Source organism: Bordetella pertussis 18323, assembly GCF_000306945.1.
In the GTDB taxonomy this organism is placed as follows: Bacteria; Pseudomonadota; Gammaproteobacteria; order Burkholderiales; family Burkholderiaceae_B; genus Bordetella; species Bordetella pertussis.
The window spans coordinates 1,166,792-1,185,823 of record NC_018518.1 but is presented as its reverse complement, the minus strand read 5'-3'; the positions used below and the strand labels follow the sequence as shown (position 1 = coordinate 1,185,823).

Below are 19,032 nucleotides of genomic sequence, written 5' to 3'. Positions count from 1 at the left end.
TTATCGGCCCAGGCTCTGGATCACCTTGTCGGTGATATCGATACGGGGGTTGACCGTAACGGCGTCCTGGATGATGAGGTCGTAGTTCTCTTGCTCGGCAATGCGCTTGATGGCGTCATTGGCCTTGGTGACGATGCTCGAGAACTCTTCGTTGCGGCGGCGGTTGAAATCCTCCTGGAACTCGCGGCGCTTGCGCTGCAGGTCCATGTCGAGGTTGCTCAGCTCGCGCTGGCGCTTGACACGGTCCGATTCGGACAGCACCGGGGCATCCTTGTCGAACTTCTCGGCCTGCGAGCGCAGGCTGCTGCTCAGGCGCTGCAGTTCGTCGTCGCGGCGCTTGAATTCGGATTCGATCTTGCTTTGCGCCGCCTTGGCCGGACCCGATTCGCGCAGGATCCGCTCCGTGTTCACGAAGCCGATCTTGGTGCCTTGCGCCTGCGCGGTGACCGCCGCGGACGACCCGAACAGCAAAGCACCCGCCAGCGCCAGCGATACGCCCAGCTTGCCGGCCCCTCGTTTGGCGCGCTTGGAACCCGAGGTATTAAGTGCGAAATCAGACATCATGAAAATCTCACCTTCCAATGAGGTAAAGCAAAGACGATATTGTGCCACTAAACTGCGGGACGGCCGGGCAACCGGCCATTTCCCATGTTTTCATGCGTAACGGCTCGCAGGCTTCCCCGCAGCGATCAGAAACCCGTGCCGATCTGGAACTGGAACGCCTGCGTGTCGTCGCCGGACTTCGAATTCAGCGGGCGAGCGTACGACAACTGCAGCGGACCCAGCGGCGACTGCCACGACAGGCCGATACCGGCCGAGAAGCGCCAGCCGCACGGATCCTCCACTTCGCTGTCCGGCTTGCCGGCCGTGCACGACATGCCGCTGCCGGCCGCGACCTGGCCCGCATCGGTGAACACGAACCAGCGCAGCGTGCGGTCCTTCGAGGCGCCCGGGAACGGCAGGTACAGCTGGGCGTTGGCCACCATGCGGCGCGAACCGCCGATGTAGTCGCCCGTGAGGCGGTCGCGCGGACCCAGCGAGGCGCCCTCGTAGCCGCGCACCGTGCCGATGCCGCCGGCGTACACGTTCTTGATCACCGGGTAGTCCAGGCCGCCGTAGCTGCGGCCGTAGTCGATCATGCCGTTCAGGGCCAGCGTGTAGCTGCGGCCCAGCGGCAGGTAGTACTGCTGCTGCGCCGTCAGCAGGTAGTACTTCAGATCCATCGTGGAGAAGTCGCCCTTCAGGCGCGTGTACGCGCCCTTGGTCGGCGCCAGCGCGCTGTCGCGCGTGTCCTTGGACCAGCCGGTGTTGAAGATCAGCGCGTTGGTCGAATTGCCGTACTGGTCGACGAAGTCGCGATAGGCCTGCGGCGAGTTGTTGTACAGATCGATCTGGTTGCGCTCGAACGTGCCGCCCAGGAAGATCCGGTCGTACTCGGAGATGGGCACGCCGAAGTTCATGCCCAGGCCCATGGCCTTCACGCGGTAGTCGCCGTCGTTGTTGTCCCACGGCTCGGTGACGCGGTAGTACGCCGAGGTGGTGCGGCTGATGCCGTCCTTGGTGAAATACGGATCGGTGTGCGAAAGCACCACGGCGCGGTTGGTCTTGCTGGTATTCAACTGCAGCGTCAGGTTGGTGCCGCTGCCGAAGACGTTGTCTTCGCTGATACCGGCCGACAGAATCGCCTTTTCGGACGAACCGTAGCCCACGCCCAGGTTGATGATGCCGGTGGGCTTTTCCTTGACGTCCACGTTGACGTCGACCTGGTCGGGCGAGCCCGGCACCGGATCGGTCTTGACGTTGACCTCGTTGAAATAGCCCAGGCGGTCGACGCGGTCGCGCGACACCTTGATGTCGCCCGCGTCGTACCAGGCGGCTTCCTGCTGGCGCATTTCGCGCCGCACCACTTCGTCGCGGGTGCGCGTGTTGCCGCCGATCTGGATGCGGCGCACGTAGACGCGGCGGCTCGGGTCGACGTAGAACGTGACGTCGGCCTCGTGCTTGGCGCGGTCGAGCTGCGGGTTGGGGTTGACGTTGGCAAATGCGTAGCCCAGGTCGCCCAGGTAGTTGGTAATGGCCTTGGCCGAGTTGTTGGCCTTGGCGGCGGAGAATACCTCGCCCGGCTTGATCTCGACCAGGTTGTTGATTTCGCTGTCCAGCCCCATCAGGTTGCCGGCCAGCTTCACTTCGCGCACCTTGTAGGGCTCGCCCTCGTGCACGGTGATGGTGATGTAGATGTCCTTGCGGTCGGGCGAGATGGTGACCTGGGGCGGCTCGACCGTGAACTCCAGGTAGCCCTGGTCCAGGTAGAACGAGCGCAGCCGCTCGATGTCGCCTTCCAGCTTCTCGCGCGAGTACTTGTCGGTGTTGGTGTACCAGGTCAGCCAGCCCGGCGTGGTCAGGTCGAACTGGTCGAGCAGCTCGCCTTCCGAGAAAGCCTTGCTGCCGACCACGCGGATTTCGCGGATCTTGGCCACTTCGCCTTCGAACACGTCGAAACTGACGCCCACCCGGTTGCGCGGCAGCGGCGTGACCGTCGCGGTGACTTCGACGCCGTACTTGCCCTTGGCCAGGTACTGTTCTTTCAGCTCGTACTCGGCGCGTTCGAGCATGGACTGGTCGAAGATGCGCCCTTCGCCGAAACCCACCTGAGCCAGCGACTTGGTGATGGCCTTGGAGTCGAACTCGCGCATGCCATTGAAACTGATCGAGGCGATCGTGGGGCGCTCCTGCACCACGACCACGACGACGTTGTTGTCGGTCTGGATCTGCACGTCGCTGAAAAAGCCCGTGCCGTACAGGCGGCGCACCGCCTCGGTGGCCTCCTCGTCGGTGAACTTCTCGCCGACCTTGACCGGCAGGTAGCCGAACACCGTGCCGGCGTCGGTACGCTGAATGCCCTCCACGCGGATATCCCGCACGACAAAGGGCTCGAAGGCATGGGCCAGCGCGGGCGCAAGAAGCGCGGCGGCTAACAAACCCGGTATAACGCCCTTTTTGTGATGAAACATCCGGCGTAGAGACATCCTTGGGTATCCTTGGTCGTGCAAATGGCGGGGGATTTTATTCTATTCGTGCCTAAGTGAACAGGCGCGCAAAATCATTGAACAGTGCCAAGCCCATCAATCCTGCGAGCAGGCCGATGCCGGCTCGCTGGCCGATGTCTATCCAGCGATCGGAAACGGGACTGCCTTTTACAATTTCGACGAGATAGTACAGCAGATGCCCTCCGTCCAACATGGGTATCGGCAGCAGGTTCAATACGCCCAGGCTGATACTGATCAGCGCCAGGTAGGCAATATAGGCTTTCAGGCCGATCCGGACCGTCTGGCCGGCATAATCGGCGATCGTGACCGGGCCGCTGATATTGCGCCAGGAGACCTCCCCCAGCACCATGCGGCCCATCATGCGCAACGACAGCCAGGCCGTGTCCCAGGTGCGCTGGGCGCCGCGCCAGACGCTGTCGATCACCCCGTAGCGCACCGTGACCATGGGGATATCCCCGCCCAGCTGCACGCCGATGCGGCCCACCTCCTGGCCCTGCACGGATTCGGCCCGCGGCACCACCGTCAGGGTCAGGCGGTCGGCGCCGCGCTGCACCGTCAGGGCCAGGGGCTGGCCGGCATGGCGCTGGATCAGGGCCACCAGCGCGCCCGCGTCCAGGTCGGCGGCCTGGCCGGCCGCCACGATCAGGTCGCCGCCACGCAGGCCGGCCTGCTCGCCGGCGCCGCCGGCGATGACCTCGCGCACCACCGGCTTGGGCTGGGCCAGGCGCAGGCCGGTCTCGGCCAGCGGGTCGCCGTCGGCCGGATCCAGGCGGTTGCCGCCCGGCACCTGCAGCACGAGACCGCGCGCCGCGCCGCCGGGGCCGCGCACTTCCAACTGCGCCTCGCCCTGGCTGGAAAGCACGTCCAGCAGGCGCCAGCGCGCGTCATTCCAGGAATCGACCGCGCGCCCCTGCACCGCCTCGATGCGGTCGCCGGCCATCAGGCCGGCCTGCGCGGCCGGCGTGCCGGCCGCCGGCTGGCCCACCACCGGCGCGGGCACTTCGGTGCCGGCCAGGTTCAGGCCGGCATACAGGACCACGGCGAGAAAAAGATTGAACAGCGGCCCAGCGGCCACGATGGCGATGCGGCGCCCGACCGGCTGGGCATTGAAGGAGCGCGCCGCCTCGGCCGCGCTGGCGCCTGCCGGCGGATCGTCCTGCATCTTGACGTAGCCGCCCAGGGGGATCGCGGAAATGGCCCACTCGGTGCCGTGGCGGTCGGTGCGGCGCGCCAGCACCCGGCCGAACCCGACGGAAAAACGCAGCACGCGCACGCCGCACAGCCGGGCGATCCAGTAGTGGCCCAGTTCATGGAACGTAATTAGGGTGCCCAGGGCGACGACAAAGGCCAGTAGCGTGAAAAGCATGGATCAGACTCGGGTGGACGCGAAAGGCGGCCCGGCGCGTCACGCCAGGCCGAGATTGCCGGCGAATGAGCGCGCGCGCGCATCCAGGTCGAGCACGTCATCCAGGCTGGTCAGGGTAACAGATGCCTGCTTGGCCTGCCACTCGAGCACCGCCTCGATGACCCGGGCGATCCAGGTATAGCGCAGGCGCCCTTCCAGGAACGCCGCCACCGCGACTTCGTTGGCCGCGTTCAGGGCCACGCAGGCCGGCTGACCGGCGCGCAGCGCGGCGAACGACAGCGCCAGGCACGGGAAGCGCTGCAGGTCGGGCTGCTCGAAATCCAGCCGTCCCCAGCGCGTCAGGTCCAGCAGCCCCACCCCGCTGGCCAGGCGCTCCGGAAAGCCCAGCCCGTAGGCGATGGGCGTGCGCATGTCGGGCTGTCCCAGTTGCGCCAGCACCGAGCCGTCGTCGTACTCGACCATGGAATGGACGACGCTTTGCGGATGGATCAGCACGTCGATGCGTTCGGACGGCATGGCGAACAGCCAATGGGCCTCGATGACCTCCAGTCCCTTGTTCAGCATGGTGGCCGAATCGACCGAAATCTTGCGCCCCATGCTCCAGTTGGGATGTGCGCAGGCCTGGGCCGGCGTCACTTCGTGCAGGTCGGCCGGGTCCTGGCGCCGGAACGGGCCGCCGGAGGCGGTCAGCAGCAGGCGCCGCACGCCGGGCGCGGGCGCGGTGGGCGCGGCCGCCCGGGCGCCCTGCGGCATGCACTGGAAGATGGCGTTGTGTTCGCTGTCGATGGGCAGCAATTCGGCGCCGTTCTCGCGCACGGCCGCCATGAACAGCGATCCGGCCGCCACCAGCGCTTCCTTGTTGGCCAGCAGCACCCGCTTGCCGGCCTGCGCCGCGGCCAGGGCCGCCGGCAGGCCGGCGGCGCCGACGATGGCGGCCATGACCGTGGTGCACTCGGGCGCGGCGGCCGTCTCGGCCAGCGCGCGCGGCCCGACCCGCACCTCGGGCATGGCGGCCTTGCCGCGCCAGGCGGCGCGAAAGCGCGCAGCCGCCGCATCGTCGGGCACGACCACCACGGCGGCGCCGCAGGCGGCCGCCTGGGCGGCCAGCTTGTCCATGCGGCTATAGGCCGACAGGGCATACACGCCCAGCCGATCCGGGTGGCGCGCGATAACGTCGAGCGTACTGTCGCCGATCGATCCGGTCGATCCCAGGACGGCGACGCGTTGAAAACGGGTCAAAACAACACTCCAGACATGAGCAACGCCAGCGGCGCCACCGGCAGGATGGCGTCGATGCGGTCATAGACGCCTCCGTGGCCGGGTAGCAGCGCGCTGGAATCCTTGCGGCCGGCGCGGCGCTTGAGCAAGGACTCGAACAGGTCGCCGACGATGGAGACGACGCCCAGCAAGGCGGCCGCCGGCAACGCCAGCCACCAGGACCAGCGTTCGACCAGCGCCTGGCCATAAGTTCCATCCCATTGGCTGCTCAGGGCGATCCACGCGACCGCGCCCAGCACGCCGGCCACCGCGCCGGCCACCGTCTTGCCCGGGCTGACCCGCGGCGCCAGCTTGCGCTTGCCGAAGGCGCGGCCGGCGAAATAGGCGGCGATATCGGCCACCCACACCAGCGCCAGCAGCGACACCACATAGGCGCCGCCGCGCGACAGATACATCAGCGCCAACACCGACCAGGCGGCCAGCACGGCGGGAATGGCGAACAGCGTCCAGCCCAGGCTGGCCGCCGGCGCGTCGGCGCGGCCGCGCGCGACCGCCGTGCCCGCGCCCAGCAGCCAGACGGCCACGACCGCCGGGGTGAGCCAGTAGCCGACCCAGACCTCGAGCCGCAGGCCGGACACGCCTCCCTGGATCCAGGCCTGCGCCATGGCCAGCATCGCCGCCAGCAGCGCCGCCGCCAGGCCGACGCACAGCGCACCCGAGGGGGGCTGGCGCACCGTCAGGCGCAGCCACTCCCAGGCGGCGCAGGCCGCGCCCAGCGCCAGCAAGGCGACGAACCACCACGGGTTGGCCAGCGCCAGCGTCAGGGCCAGGACGGCAAGCAATACGGCGGCGGTGATGATGCGCTGGCCCAGCATGAATACGTCTCCTTGGGGGTCAGCGCTTGGCGCCGCCGCGCAATTGCGCGCTGGTGCGGCCGAAGCGCCGCTCGCGCGTGCGATACCACTCGAAGGCAGCATCGAGCTCGTCGGCGCCGAAATCGGGCCAGAATTGTTCGGTGAAATAGAATTCAGCGTAGGCCAGTTGCCAGACCAGGAAGTTCGAAATGCGCTGTTCGCCGCCGGTGCGGATGAACAGGTCCGGTTCCGGCGCCCAGGCCATCGAAAGATGTTCGGCCAGCCGCGCCTCGTCGATGCGGTCGGGATCCTGGGCCAGGCCCGGATCGGCGCGCAGCATGGCGCGCGTGGCCTGCAGGATGTCCCAGCGGCCGCCGTAATTGGCCGCCACCGTCAGGTGCAGCCGGTCGTTGTGCTCGGTGCGTTCCTGCGCCTGGGCGATCAGTTCCTGCAGCTTGGGCTCGAACGCGCTCAGGTCTCCCACCACGTGCAGGCGCACGCCCTGGTCCTGCAATTTGTCGACTTCGCGCTCGAGCGCCTGCACGAACAGCCGCATCAACAGCGACACCTCGTCGGCCGGACGGCGCCAGTTCTCGGAACTGAATGCGAACAGAGTCAGGTAGCGCACGCCGCGCCGGCCGCAGGCCTCGACCACGCGGCGCACCGCGTGCACGCCCTTGGCGTGCCCTGCCGTGCGCGGCAGGTGACGGCGCGTCGCCCAGCGGCCGTTGCCATCCATGATGATGGCTACGTGCCTGGGGATGTCCCCCGTTTCCGGAATCGCCTGAGTCGAACTGAGTGCCATGGCTGGAGCTTGGCGCAAGGCGGCAAGCAAAAAGGTATTGCAAAAGCCTGCGCCGTCGCGCCTGCGCCAAATCCGACAGGACCAGCGCGGCCGGGACGGCGCGTACGGAACAGATTCCGATATCGACACCGGAGCCGTCGATACGGCCCCGATACCTCAACCGGAATTATACGGTCATGATTTCCGCTTCTTTCTGGACGATCATCTTGTCGATGTCGCCGACGGCACGGTCAGTCAGTTTCTGGACATCATCCTGGGCGCGACGCTCGTCATCCTCGGAGATTTCCTTGTCCTTGACCAGCTTCTTGAGCGCCTCGTTGGCTTCGCGGCGCAGGTTGCGCACCGCCACCTTGGCGTCCTCGCCTTCGCTCTTGACCACTTTGGTCAGGTCGCGGCGGCGCTCCTCGGTCAGGGCCGGCATCGGCACGCGGATGGTTTCGCCCATCGAGACCGGATTCAGTCCCAGGTCCGACTCGCGAATCGCCTTTTCGATCGGGCCCGCCATGCTCTTCTCGTACGGCTGCACGCTGATGGTGCGGGCATCGACGAGATTCACGTTGGCGACCTGGCTGATCGGCACCGGCGAGCCGTAGTACTCGACCTGCACGTGATCCAGGATGCCGGTATGGGCGCGGCCCGTGCGGATCTTGGCCAGGCTCGCCTTGAGCGTTTCAAGCGATTTGGCCATCCTGGTTTCAGCGGACTTACGAATATCTGCGACGCTCATGGAATTTCCTTTTCTTAAACGTGTACCAGCGTGCCTTCGTCTTCGCCGCTGACGGCCCGCTTGAGGGCGCCGGACTTGTTGATCGAAAACACTTTGATGGGCAGCTTTTGGTCACGGCACAACGCGAACGCCGTGGCGTCCATGACCTCGAGCCGGCGCACGATGGCTTCGTCGAAGCTGATGCGCGCGTAGCGGGTCGCGGTCGGATCCTTGTTGGGATCGGCGCTGTAGATGCCGTCGACCTTGGTTGCCTTGAGCACGATTTCGGCGCCGATCTCCGCACCGCGCAGCGCGGCCGCGGTATCGGTGGTGAAGAACGGGTTGCCGGTGCCGGCCGCGAAGATCACGACCTTGCCCTCTTCGAGGTAGCGCAGGGCCTTGGGCCGGATGTAGGGCTCGACCACCTGGTCGATGTTCAGCGCCGACTGCACCCGCGTGTCGACGCCCTTGTGCTTGAGCGCGTCCTGCAGCGCCAGCGCGTTCATGATGGTTGCCATCATGCCCATGTAGTCGGCGGTCGCGCGGTCCATGCCCTGCGCGCCCGGGGCGACGCCACGGAAAATATTGCCTCCGCCGATGACGATGGCCAGTTCGACGCCCAGTGCGGCGACTTCGGCGATCTCATCGGTCATGCGGACGATGGTGGAGCGATTGATGCCAAAGGCATCTTCGCCCATCAGCGCCTCGCCGGAAAGTTTGAGAAGAACCCGTTTATATGATCTGCTGCTCATAGGTGATATCCCGAGAAACGATCCGACGAAAGTGTAAGACAAGAAATAGGCCGGCAGTTCGGGAAGCCCCGCCCTGGCCGGCCCCTACGATGACGCGTCAGGCGCGGCCAGCGGCGGCGGCGGCGACCTCGGAAGCGAAATCGGCGGTCTTCTTCTCGATCCCTTCACCAACGACGAACAGAACGAACTTGGTGATCGAAGCGCCCTTTTCCTTGAGCATCTGTTCGATCGTTTGCTTGTCGTTCTTGACGAAGGGTTGCGACAGCAGAGTAACTTCCTTCAGGAATTTCTGCACGGAACCTTCGACCATCTTGGCGACGATTTCGGCGGGCTTGCCCGATTCGGCGGCCTTCTGTTCGGCTACCGAGCGCTCGGCGGCGATGTCTTCGGCGTTGACGCCGTCGGCATTGAGGGCCTTGGGCTTGGTCGCGGCGATGTGCATGGCCAGGTCCTTGCCCACTTCCTCGGCGCCCGAGAACTCGACCAGTACGCCGATCTTGCCGCCGTGCACGTAGCTGGCCAGCGAGTTCGGGGTCTGGATGCGCTCGAAGCGGCGCACCGAGATGTTTTCGCCGATCTTGCCCACCAGCGCGGTGCGGGTGGTCTCGACCGTGCCTTCGCCGAACGGCAGCGCCGACAGCGCGGCCACGTCGGCCGGATTCTGCGTGGCGACCAGCTCGGCCAGCTTGTTGATGAAATCGATGAAATCGGTGTTCTTGGCGACGAAGTCGGTCTCGCAGTTGACTTCGATGACGGCGCCCTGCTTGCCGTCGGCGGCGATGTACAGGCCGATCAGGCCTTCGGCGGTCACGCGGGCGGCGGCCTTGCTGGCCTTGTTGCCCAGCTTGACGCGCAGGATTTCCTCGGCGCGGGCCAGATCACCTTCGGCTTCGGTCAGAGCCTTCTTGCACTCCATCATGGGCGCATCGGTCTTCTCGCGCAGTTCCTTGACCAGGGCGGCGGTAATTTCAGCCATGTTTGCTCCAAATTCGCTAAGACATGGCCCGGCAAGCATGAACCGGGACATATGGTTGATTCGATATGGCACCCGCCTGGGCGGGTCGTGAGGCGGGAGCCCACCTCGGCGCCGGCATCCGGGCGGCAGCCCGGGCGCCCAGCGCCCGAGGCTTGCCGGCCCGGCCGGCGCGGCAACCGGCTATCAGGCCTGGTTGTCCTGCACTTCGACGAACTCTTCCTGGCCTTCGCCGATTTCCTCGACCAGGCCATTGATGTTCTGCTCGCGGCCTTCCAGCACGGCGTCGGCCATGCCCTTGGCGTACAGCGCGATGGCGCGGGCCGAGTCGTCGTTGCCGGGAATGACATGGTCGATGCCGTCGGGCGAGTGGTTGGTATCAACCACGGCCACGACCGGGATGCCCAGCACCTTGGCTTCGGCGACCGCGATCTTGTGGTAGCCGACGTCGATGACGAACAGCGCGTCGGGCAGGCCGTTCATGTCCTTGATGCCGCCGATCGACTTGTTCAGCTTGTCCAGTTCGCGCTGGAACAGCAGGCCTTCCTTCTTGGTCATGCGCTCGAAGCCGCCGTCGGCGACCATGGCTTCCATGTCCTTCAGGCGCTTGATCGAGCTCTTGACCGTCTTGAAGTTGGTCAGCATGCCGCCGAGCCAGCGGGCGTCGACGTAGGGCATGCCGCAGCGGGCGGCTTCGGTTGCCACCAGTTCGCGCGCGGCGCGCTTGGTGCCGACGAACAGGATGTTGCCGCCACGGGCGACCAGTTGCTTGACGAACTTCGAGGCTTCCTGGTACTTGGCGACCGTCTGCTCGAGGTTGATGATGTGAATCTTGTTACGGTGACCGAAGATGTACGGGGCCATCTTGGGGTTCCAGTAACGGGTCTGGTGGCCGAAGTGGACGCCAGCTTCCAGCATTTCACGCATGAGGGACATAACTATCTCCGAGGGTTAAGTCTTGCGCTACACCCGCATCGGATAAAACCGACACCCTGGGTGGCATAACGCGCGATTTCCTGACAAACAGGATGAAATAAAAAAAACAAACCGAGCCGACCGATCGCCGCGCCCCAAACCAGGGACGCAGCAATGAACCCAGACGGTCGCGGGCGCACGCGGCCGGCGCCACCTGTCTCGATCCGCGCTGGCGGCCGACATTGTCGCCCCCAGCTGGCTGCCTTGTTGGCAGCGGAATCGGGCCGCTGGAATCAGGATCCCGGGGCAGTTCTTCAGGCAGCCCGCCAGCGCGAGCCGCCAAGAACTTAAGCCGGGCGCCCACACCGCGCCTGCACCGCTGCTCTAAAGCGTCGATCGAGAAAATGGTGCCACATCAACCCGCGATACCGCGCAACGCGCCAACCGCAGGCCAAAGCCAGTCTACCCTTTCCCAGCCATCCGGCCCATCCGGCCCGCCTCGCCCCGCACAAATCGCCCAAAACACCGGGCAAGACTCCGTGCGAACGCAAGACAAACCGTATAGCCTTACACTTACTGCTTTGCTACTTGCCTGCCTGCCCTGCTCTTTCAACCGGCCTGTCCTCGCGCCTATCATCGCGCAAGACAAATCACGTTCGACATCACATTCCGGGCCAAGACAGGGCGTGCTTTTCCAGGCAAGCCTATAATTCTACTATTTTTCGACCGCGCCACTCAAGCTGATACATGGGCATCGTTACCGATCCGGCCGATCTGGCCAAAATGCGCGCCGCCTGCCAAGACGCCGCCAAAATCCTCGACTTCATTACGCCGTACGTCAAATCAGGCGTCACGACGGGCGAGCTGGACAAGCTGTGCCTGGCCTACCTGACCGACGAACTGAAGGTCAAGTCGGCCACCATAGGCTACGCCCCACCCGGCTACCCGCCCTTCACCGGCGCCATCTGCACCTCGGTCAACCACCAGGTCTGTCATGGCATACCGGGCGACAAGGTGCTCAAGAACGGCGATTCGCTCAACATCGACGTCACCATCATCAAGGATGGCTGGTTCGGCGATACCAGCCGCATGTATCACGTGGGCGAGCCCTCGATCCTGTCGCGCCGCCTGACCGACATCACCTACGACTGCATGTGGAAAGGCATCGAACAGGTGCGCAATGGCGCCACGCTGGGCGATATCGGCCATGCCATCCAGAAGTACGCCGAGGCGCAGGGTTTCTCGGTGGTGCGCGAATTCTGCGGCCACGGCATCGGCCAGCGCTTCCATGAAGACCCGCAGGTGCTGCACTACGGCAAGCCCGGCACCGGCGTCAAGCTGGTGACCGGCATGCTGTTCACGGTCGAGCCCATGATCAACGCCGGCCGGCGCGAAATCCGCCAGCTGGCCGACGGCTGGACGGTGGTGACGCGCGACCACAGCCTGTCGGCCCAGTGGGAGCACACGGTGCTGGTCACCGATACCGGCTACGAAGTGCTGACGGTCTCGCCCGGCATGCCCGCCCCGCCGGCCTTCGTGACACGGCCGGTCGAAATCCCGGCTCTCTGACCCCCGCCGCCGCGCGGCAAGGCTGCCCCATGCCCCATGTCGATCTGAATCCGCTGAAGCAGCACATGCAGGCCGCCCGGGCGGCAGCCGTCGCGCAGTTTCGCCAGCATCCCCGACCGGACATGCTGCTGACCGAATTGCGGCGCATCGTCGACCAGGCGCTGCGCGAGCTGGTCAAGCTGTGTCCGCTGCCGGCCGGCGCCACCCTGGCGGCGGTCGGCAGCTATGGCCGCGGCGAACTGTATCCGCATTCCGACGTCGACCTGCTGATCCTGCTGCCGCAGCCCCCGTCGGCGGCCGATGCGCGCGCGGTCGAGGCATTGGTGGCCGCCCTGTGGGACCTGGGCCTGGAACCCGGCCATAGCGTGCGCACGCTGGAAGACTGCGAGCGCGAGGCGCGCGGCGACATCACCGTCGAGACGGCGCTGCTGGAATCGCGCTGGCTGGCCGGCAGCCGCACGCTCATGAAGCGCCTGGACAGCGCCATGCAGGCACGGCTGGACGCGGCGGTGTTCTTCCAGGCCAAGCGGGTGGAGATGCAGCAGCGCCACGCCCACTACCAGGACACGCCCTACGCGCTGGAACCCAATTGCAAGGAGTCGCCTGGCGGCCTGCGCGACCTGCAGGTCATCCTGTGGATGGCCCGCGCCGCCGGCTTCGGCCACAGCTGGCGCGAGGTGGCCCAGGCCGGCTTGCTCACCTCGTCCGAAGCGCGCGATCTGCGGCGCGCCGAACAGGCCTTCAAGCGCCTGCGCATCGAGCTGCACCTGCTGACGGGCCGGCGCGAAGACCGCGTCCTGTTCGACCTGCAACCGGGCCTGGCCGCGGTCTATGGCATTGCGTCGACGGCGACGCGGCGCGCCAGCGAACTGCTGATGCAGCGTTATTACTGGGCCGCGCGCCTGGTGACCCAGCTCAATGTCATCCTGGTACAGAACATCGAGGAACGGCTGTTCCCGCGCCCGGACAGCGACGCGCGCCTGATCGACGACGATTTCCGCAACCTGCGCGAGCGGCTGGACATCGTGCGCGAGGATGGCTTCGAGCGCAATCCGACGCTGCTGCTGCGCGCCTTCCTGGTGATGCAGCAGCATCCGGAACTGATCGGCATGTCGGCCCGCACGCTGCGCGCCATCTGGCATTCGCGCCACCGCATCGACGCGCAGTTCCGCCGCAATCCGGTCAACCGCAAGCTGTTCCTGCAGATCCTGCAGCAGCCGCGCGGCATCGTCCACGAGTTGCGCCGCATGACCATGCTCAACATCCTGCCGCGCTACCTGCCGGTGTTCCGGCGCATCGTCGGCCAGATGCAGCACGACCTGTTCCATGTCTATACGGTCGACCAGCACACCCTGGCGGTCGTGCGCAACCTGCGCCGCTTCACCATGCCCGAGCACGCCCAGGAATACCCGCTGGCCAGCCAGCTGATCGCCGGCCTGGACCGCCACTGGCTGCTGTATGTCGCGGCGCTGTTCCACGATATCGCCAAGGGCCGCGGCGGCGATCATTCCGAACTGGGCGCGCGCGAGGTGCGCCGCTTCGCGCAGGACCACGGCCTGGATCCGACCGATGCCGAGCTGGTCGAGTTCCTGGTGCGCCATCACCTGCTGATGTCGGCGGTCGCCCAGAAGCGCGACCTGTCCGACCCGCAGGTGGTGCGCGACTTCGCCGCCCAGGTGGGCGACGAACGCCGCCTGGCCGCCCTCTACCTGCTGACCGTGGCCGACATCCGCGGCACCAGCCCGCGCGTCTGGAACGCCTGGAAGGGCAAGCTGCTGGAAGACCTTTTCCGCCTGACCCTGGCGGCGCTGGGCGGCGCGCACGCCGACGCGCACACCGTGCTGACCGAGCGCAAGGACGAGGCGGCCCGCCTGACCCGCCTGGCGGGCCTGCGCGACGACGCCCGCGAAGCCTTCTGGAACCAGCTGGACATCGCCTACTTCCTGCGCCACGACGCCTCCGAGATCGCCTGGCACACGCGCCACCTGTATTACCAGGTGGCGCCCGACGAGCCGGTGGTGCGGGTCCGCCCCACCGAGCACGGCGAGGGGCTGCAGGTCATGGTCTACACGCGCGACGCGCCGGATCTGTTCGTGACGACCTGCGGCTACTTCGACGCCAAGTCGCTCAGCGTGCAGGATGCGCGCGTGCACACCACCCGCCACGGCTGGGCGCTGGACAGCTTCATCGTGCTGGCGCCCGAGGGCTTCGCCGACCTGCGCGCCCAGGCCACCCTGGTGGAGCACGAGCTGGCCGAACGCCTGCGCGATCCGCACGCCGCCCGGCACGCACATGCGCCACGGCGCCTGCCGCACAGCCACGCCCGGCGCTCGCGGGTGTTTCCGGTCATGCCGCAGGCCGAGCTCTCGCCCGACGAACGCAGCCAGTCCTGGCGCCTGTCGGTCACCGCGACCGACCGGCCCGGCCTGCTGTACGCGCTGGCGCGCGTATTCGCCGAACACGGCGTGGACCTGATCATGGCCAAGATCATGACGCTGGGCGAACGCGTCGAGGACGTGTTCATCGTGTCGGGCTCGGCGCTGGAGCGCCCGCGCAGCCAGATGCAGTTCGAACGCGCCATCCTGGACGCGCTGGCCGGCGACGAGCCGCGCCAGCAGGCCGCCTGAACGGCCGCGGCCTTCACCCCGCCACCGCCCCCGCCGCCATGCCATACAACGAGTACCTGCTGGTTTTCGGACGCAGCTTCTTCTTTGCCCTGGCCACGCTGCTGCCGTTTCTCAACCCGCCGGCCATCACGCCGATCTTCTGGACGCTGACCGAGGGCGCGTCCAAGCAGACCCGCGCCCAGCTGTCCAAGCGCGTGGCCATCAACGTGGCGTTGATGATGATCGGCGCCATGATCGCCGGCAACGTGGTGCTCAGTTTCTTCGGGATTTCGCTGGCCATCGTACGCGTGGGCGGCGGCATGCTGGTCATCTACAGCGCCTGGCGGCTGGTCAACTCGCCCGATGCCGATACGTCGCAGCACGCCCAGATGGCCGAATCGTTCACGCCCGAGATGGCGCAGGCGCGCGCCTTCTACCCGCTCACCTTTCCGATCAGCTGCGGCCCCAGCACCATCGCCGCCTGCATCACGGTAGGCGCGTCGCTGCGCGACGAAAACCACATGCTCAGCCTGGCGCGCCTGGCCGGCTCGCTGCCCGGCGTGGCGCTGGTAGCCTTCACCCTGTTCATCTGCCTGCGCTTTGCCGCGCAGATGCTGCACCGGCTGGGCGACAACGGCACCGCCGTGTTCATGCGGCTGTCGGCGTTCATCATGCTGTGCCTGGGCGTGCAGATCTTCTGGAGCGGCGCGAGCGAACTGCTGCTGGACGTCATGCGGCAGATCATGCAACCTATTGCGGCGCCGCCGGCCTAACCCTGGCGCGGCCATCCGCCCGCCCCTTTCCGTTTCCCGTCCCTACCCCCATGACCCGATACCGCGAACGCCTGCTTTTCCTGATCGCCATCCTGTGCTTTGGCGCCGTGGGCCTGGCCCTGCTGTCGCAGCATGTCTTCGATATGCCGCCGTGCGCCTGGTGCGTGCTGCAGCGGCTGATCTACCTGTGCATCGGCGTGGTGGCCCTGGCCGGCGCGCTGGCCGGCGCCATCGCGGCGCGCCTGGCCGCCATGCTGGCGGCGCTGCTGGCCATCTGCGGCATCGTCGCCGCCTGGTACCAGTACAGCGTGGCGGCCAAGATGCTGTCGTGCGACCAGACCTTCGCCGATCGTTTCATGAGCGCCACGGGACTGGACGGCGCCCTGCCCTGGCTGTTCGGCATCTATGCCACCTGCATGGACGCCACGGTGGCGGTGCTGGGCATCGAGTATGCGATATGGAGCCTGGCGCTGTTCGTGATCGTGCTGGCGCTGGCCCTGCCGGCGGCGTTGCGGCGCAACGCCTGACGGCCGCGCGGCCGGCTTGCGCAAGCCGGCCGCGCCGCGCCGGTCAGGCGTCGTTGGCCGCGTAGCCCATGTTGAACTGCAGGCCGCCGGCCTCTTCGTCGCCGGCGCTGCTGTCGCGCGACTGGCCCAGGCGGGCCAGGTATTCGGCGGTGATGTCGCCGGTCACGTACTCGCCGTCGAAACACGATGCCTCGAAGCGGCTCAGGCGCGGATTGATGTCGCGCACCGCCTGCTGCATGTCCTGCAGGTCCTGGTAGATCAGCGCGTCGGCGCCGATGGTGCGGGCGATTTCGTCATCGGTGCGGCCGGTGGCGATCAGTTCCTTCTGGGTCGGCATGTCGATGCCGTACACGTTGGGGAACCGCACCGGAGGCGCCGCGGAGGCGAAATACACCTTGTTGGCGCCGGCCGCGCGCGCCATGTCGACGATCTCGCGGCTGGTGGTGCCGCGCACGATGGAATCGTCGACCAGCAGCACGTTCTTGCCCTTGAATTCCATGCCGATGGCGTTCAGTTTCTGGCGCACCGATTTGCGGCGCACCGCCTGGCCCGGCATGATGAACGTACGGCCCACGTAGCGGTTCTTGATCAGGCCTTCGCGATAGTCCAGCCCCAGCCGGTGCGCCAGCTGCATGGCGGCCGGGCGCGACGAGTCGGGAATCGGCATCACCACGTCGATATCGCCCAGGCGCATGCTGCGCGCGACCTTGTCGGCCAGGTATTCGCCCATGCGCAGGCGCGCGTCGTACACCGAGACGCCGTCGATCAGCGAATCGGGGCGGGCAAAGTACACGTACTCGAAGATACACGGCACCAGTTGCGCATTGTCGGCGCACTGGCGGCTGGTCATGCGGCCGTCGAGGTCGACGAATATCGCCTCGCCGGGCTCGACGTCGCGCACGAAGGCAAAACCGCTGCCTTCCAGCGCCACGGATTCCGAGGCGGCCATCCATTCCACGCCTTCCTCGGTCTCCTGGCGGCCGATGCACAGCGGCCGGATGCCGTGGGGATCGCGAAACGCCAGCATGCCGTAGCCCGAGATCTGCGCCACCACGGCGTAGGCGCCCTTGACGCGCTGGTGCACCGCGGAGACGGCGCGAAAGATCGTGTCATCGTCGAGCGACACGCCGCTGGCGGCCGATTGCAGCTCGTGCGCCAGCACATTGAGCAGCACTTCGGAATCGGAATTGGTATTGATGTGGCGGCGGTCGACGCGGTAGAGCGACTCGCGCAGCTCGCGCCAGTTGGTCAGGTTGCCGTTGTGGGCGAACATGATGCCGAACGGCGCATTGACGTAGAACGGCTGCGCCTCTTCCTCGCTGGCGCTGGAGCCGGCGGTGGGATAGCGCACCTGGCCCACGCCGCTGGTGCCCGGCAGCGCGCGCATGTTGCGGGTACGGAACACATCGCGCACCAGGCCGTGCGCCTTGTACATGTTGAAGTGGTTGCCCTGCAGCGTGGCGATGCCCGCCGCGTCCTGCCCCCGGTGTTGCAGCAGCAGCAAGCTGTCATAGAGCAGCTGGTTGACCGGCCCGCGCCCAATGACCCCGACGATTCCACACATGGTGAGTTCCTAGTAGATAAAGCGTAAAGCGAAAAGCGAATTCAGTAAGGCAGCCACGTCGCCAGCGAGGGCGGCAGCCAGGACTTGACCTGCCGGACGGCCTCGGTGGCCGAGTGCGAGAACATGGCGTCGCGCCACCAGTCTTCCTGCGGCAAGGGCGTGAAACCCGCCAGCGCCACCAGCACCAGCACCAGCACCAGGCCGCGCGCCAGGCCGAACATCGCGCCCAGGCCATGGTCGGCCGGCGTCAGGCCGGTGGTGCGGATCAGGGCGGCGAGCGTCATGTTGACCAGGCCGACGGCCAGCAGCACGATGATGAACACCACGGCATAGGCGATGCCCATGCGCAGCAGCGCGGTTTCGATATACGGTTCAAGCCAGACATAGACCGTGGGCCCCCACCAGATCGCCGCGACGAACGCCAGCAGATAGGCAAGCAGCGACAGAATTTCCTTGAGCAGTCCGCGCACCAGCCCCAGCACGGCCGACACGGCCAGGATCGTCAGGACGACGAAATCGAAGCCGGTCACTGTGCGGCGATGAAACCGTTGTCATAGCCCAGCGTGCGCAGGCGCGCCTGCGCCGCCTGGGCCGCCTCGCGCGAGGGGAACGGCCCCACGCGCAGTCGATACTGTTGCTTGCCGTTGATCGAGGCCTGCTCGACGAATGCATTGGTGACGCCGGCCTGGTGCAGCTTGCCGCGGCGCGCCTGCGCATCGGCCTGCGTGGTATAGGAAGCCACCTGCAGCACGAAATTGCCGTTGGCGGCCGGCTTGGACTGCGCCGGCGGCGGCGAACGCCCCTCCAGCAGCGCCATCGCGCGCGCGCCGTCGTCCGAGCGCGCCGGCGCCGCCGGCTTGGCGGGCTTGGGTTCCGGCTTGGCCTCGGGCTTGGGCGCGGCCGGCGGCGTGGCGGCCTGCTGCGGCGGCGTGGCCGGCGGCTGGGCCGCGGGCGGCGTCTGGGGCTGGGCCGGCGTCTGGCCCGGAGGCGGCGTCTGCGGCGGCGCGGACGCCAGCGCGGGCGGCTGCGGCGCGCCCGCCTCGGGCGTGCCGGCCGGCGCCTGCGGCGCGGGCTGTTCCGGCTGCGGCGCGGCGGCCTGCGGATCGTTGACCGTGGGCTGGAAGGCCGAATTGCGGTCCGGGACGCGGATGGGGATGTCGCTGTCGACCGGCACGGGCTCGGAGTCGAGGATCATGGGCAGGACGATGACCGCGGCGAGCACCAATGCGACGGCGCCTGCCAGGCGGCGCCTGGCCCGGGCCCGCAGCTCGGCGGCCTGCGCCTCGCTGGATACGGATGGACGCGGTCGCGAGGACTGCGTCTCGGAGGCCGAATCTTTGCTAGTGAACAATCCCAT

17 protein-coding genes are annotated in these 19,032 nt (G+C 67.0%); 4 read left to right on the top strand and 13 right to left on the bottom strand.

Annotated features, from left to right (window positions below):
- The 10 genes from BN118_RS05610 to rpsB form a co-directional block, all read right to left on the bottom strand.
- Positions 1–564, bottom strand: coding sequence for an OmpH/Skp family outer membrane protein (locus tag BN118_RS05610; protein WP_003811782.1), 564 nt, complete (start codon positions 562–564; stop codon positions 1–3).
- Positions 565–689: 125 nt separating this feature from the next.
- A complete protein-coding gene (gene bamA / locus BN118_RS05605; RefSeq protein WP_010930353.1) occupies positions 690–3,026 on the bottom strand; it encodes an outer membrane protein assembly factor BamA in 2,337 nt (778 codons plus the stop codon).
- Between the two features lie 52 nt (positions 3,027–3,078).
- On the bottom strand, positions 3,079–4,413 hold the full coding sequence (rseP, locus tag BN118_RS05600) for an RIP metalloprotease RseP (protein ID WP_014905604.1): 1,335 nt from the start codon (positions 4,411–4,413) through the stop codon (positions 3,079–3,081).
- A 39-nt stretch (positions 4,414–4,452) separates the two neighbouring features.
- Positions 4,453–5,652 (bottom strand): 1-deoxy-D-xylulose-5-phosphate reductoisomerase, encoded by a 1,200-nt coding sequence (locus BN118_RS05595; RefSeq protein WP_003811788.1) that lies wholly within the window; start codon positions 5,650–5,652, stop codon positions 4,453–4,455.
- The gene (locus BN118_RS05590; protein WP_003811790.1) at positions 5,649–6,506 is read right to left on the bottom strand and encodes a phosphatidate cytidylyltransferase; all 858 of its coding nucleotides are present in this window, start codon (positions 6,504–6,506) and stop codon (positions 5,649–5,651) included. Before BN118_RS05590 ends, BN118_RS05595 begins: the two co-directional genes overlap by 4 nt.
- 19 nt (positions 6,507–6,525) lie before the next feature.
- Positions 6,526–7,290, bottom strand: coding sequence for a polyprenyl diphosphate synthase (gene uppS, locus BN118_RS05585; protein ID WP_010930350.1), 765 nt, complete (start codon positions 7,288–7,290; stop codon positions 6,526–6,528).
- A gap of 166 nt (positions 7,291–7,456) precedes the next feature.
- Positions 7,457–8,017: a ribosome recycling factor gene (gene frr / locus BN118_RS05580; protein WP_003811796.1), complete on the bottom strand. Its 561-nt coding sequence runs from the start codon at positions 8,015–8,017 to the stop codon at positions 7,457–7,459.
- A gap of 14 nt (positions 8,018–8,031) precedes the next feature.
- Complete coding sequence (gene pyrH / locus BN118_RS05575; protein WP_010926571.1) at positions 8,032–8,748, bottom strand: UMP kinase; 717 nt, start codon at positions 8,746–8,748, stop codon at positions 8,032–8,034.
- Positions 8,749–8,845: 97 nt separating this feature from the next.
- Positions 8,846–9,724: a translation elongation factor Ts gene (tsf, locus tag BN118_RS05570; RefSeq protein WP_010926570.1), complete on the bottom strand. Its 879-nt coding sequence runs from the start codon at positions 9,722–9,724 to the stop codon at positions 8,846–8,848.
- A gap of 183 nt (positions 9,725–9,907) precedes the next feature.
- Positions 9,908–10,657, bottom strand: a complete 750-nt coding sequence (gene rpsB / locus BN118_RS05565; protein ID WP_003811803.1) for a 30S ribosomal protein S2 — start codon at positions 10,655–10,657, stop codon at positions 9,908–9,910.
- A 726-nt stretch (positions 10,658–11,383) separates the two neighbouring features.
- Here rpsB and map point away from each other — a divergent pair.
- The 4 genes from map to BN118_RS05545 are packed head-to-tail and all read left to right on the top strand — an operon-like array spanning position 11,384 to position 16,111.
- Positions 11,384–12,205: a type I methionyl aminopeptidase gene (map, locus tag BN118_RS05560; RefSeq protein WP_014905603.1), complete on the top strand. Its 822-nt coding sequence runs from the start codon at positions 11,384–11,386 to the stop codon at positions 12,203–12,205.
- 29 nt (positions 12,206–12,234) lie between these two features.
- Entirely contained in the window at positions 12,235–14,832 is a 2,598-nt protein-coding gene (locus tag BN118_RS05555) for a [protein-PII] uridylyltransferase (RefSeq protein ID WP_014905602.1), read from the top strand.
- 38 nt (positions 14,833–14,870) lie between these two features.
- Positions 14,871–15,584: a MarC family protein gene (locus tag BN118_RS05550; RefSeq protein ID WP_014905601.1), complete on the top strand. Its 714-nt coding sequence runs from the start codon at positions 14,871–14,873 to the stop codon at positions 15,582–15,584.
- A gap of 50 nt (positions 15,585–15,634) precedes the next feature.
- The gene (locus BN118_RS05545) at positions 15,635–16,111 is read left to right on the top strand and encodes a disulfide bond formation protein B (protein WP_003811812.1); all 477 of its coding nucleotides are present in this window, start codon (positions 15,635–15,637) and stop codon (positions 16,109–16,111) included.
- 43 nt (positions 16,112–16,154) lie between these two features.
- Here the strand turns inward: BN118_RS05545 and purF are convergent, their stop codons facing one another.
- From purF to BN118_RS05530, 3 genes are read right to left on the bottom strand one after another with little or no spacing between them, the layout of a single operon-like run.
- Positions 16,155–17,675 (bottom strand): amidophosphoribosyltransferase, encoded by a 1,521-nt coding sequence (gene purF, locus BN118_RS05540; RefSeq protein WP_003811814.1) that lies wholly within the window; start codon positions 17,673–17,675, stop codon positions 16,155–16,157.
- Positions 17,676–17,716: 41 nt separating this feature from the next.
- Positions 17,717–18,205 carry a CvpA family protein gene (locus BN118_RS05535; protein ID WP_003811815.1) on the bottom strand — a complete coding sequence of 163 codons (489 nt, stop codon included), beginning with the start codon at positions 18,203–18,205 and terminating at the stop codon, positions 17,717–17,719.
- Positions 18,202–19,032: an SPOR domain-containing protein gene (locus tag BN118_RS05530; RefSeq protein ID WP_023852965.1), complete on the bottom strand. Its 831-nt coding sequence runs from the start codon at positions 19,030–19,032 to the stop codon at positions 18,202–18,204. The genes BN118_RS05535 and BN118_RS05530 overlap by 4 nt, the downstream gene beginning before the upstream one ends.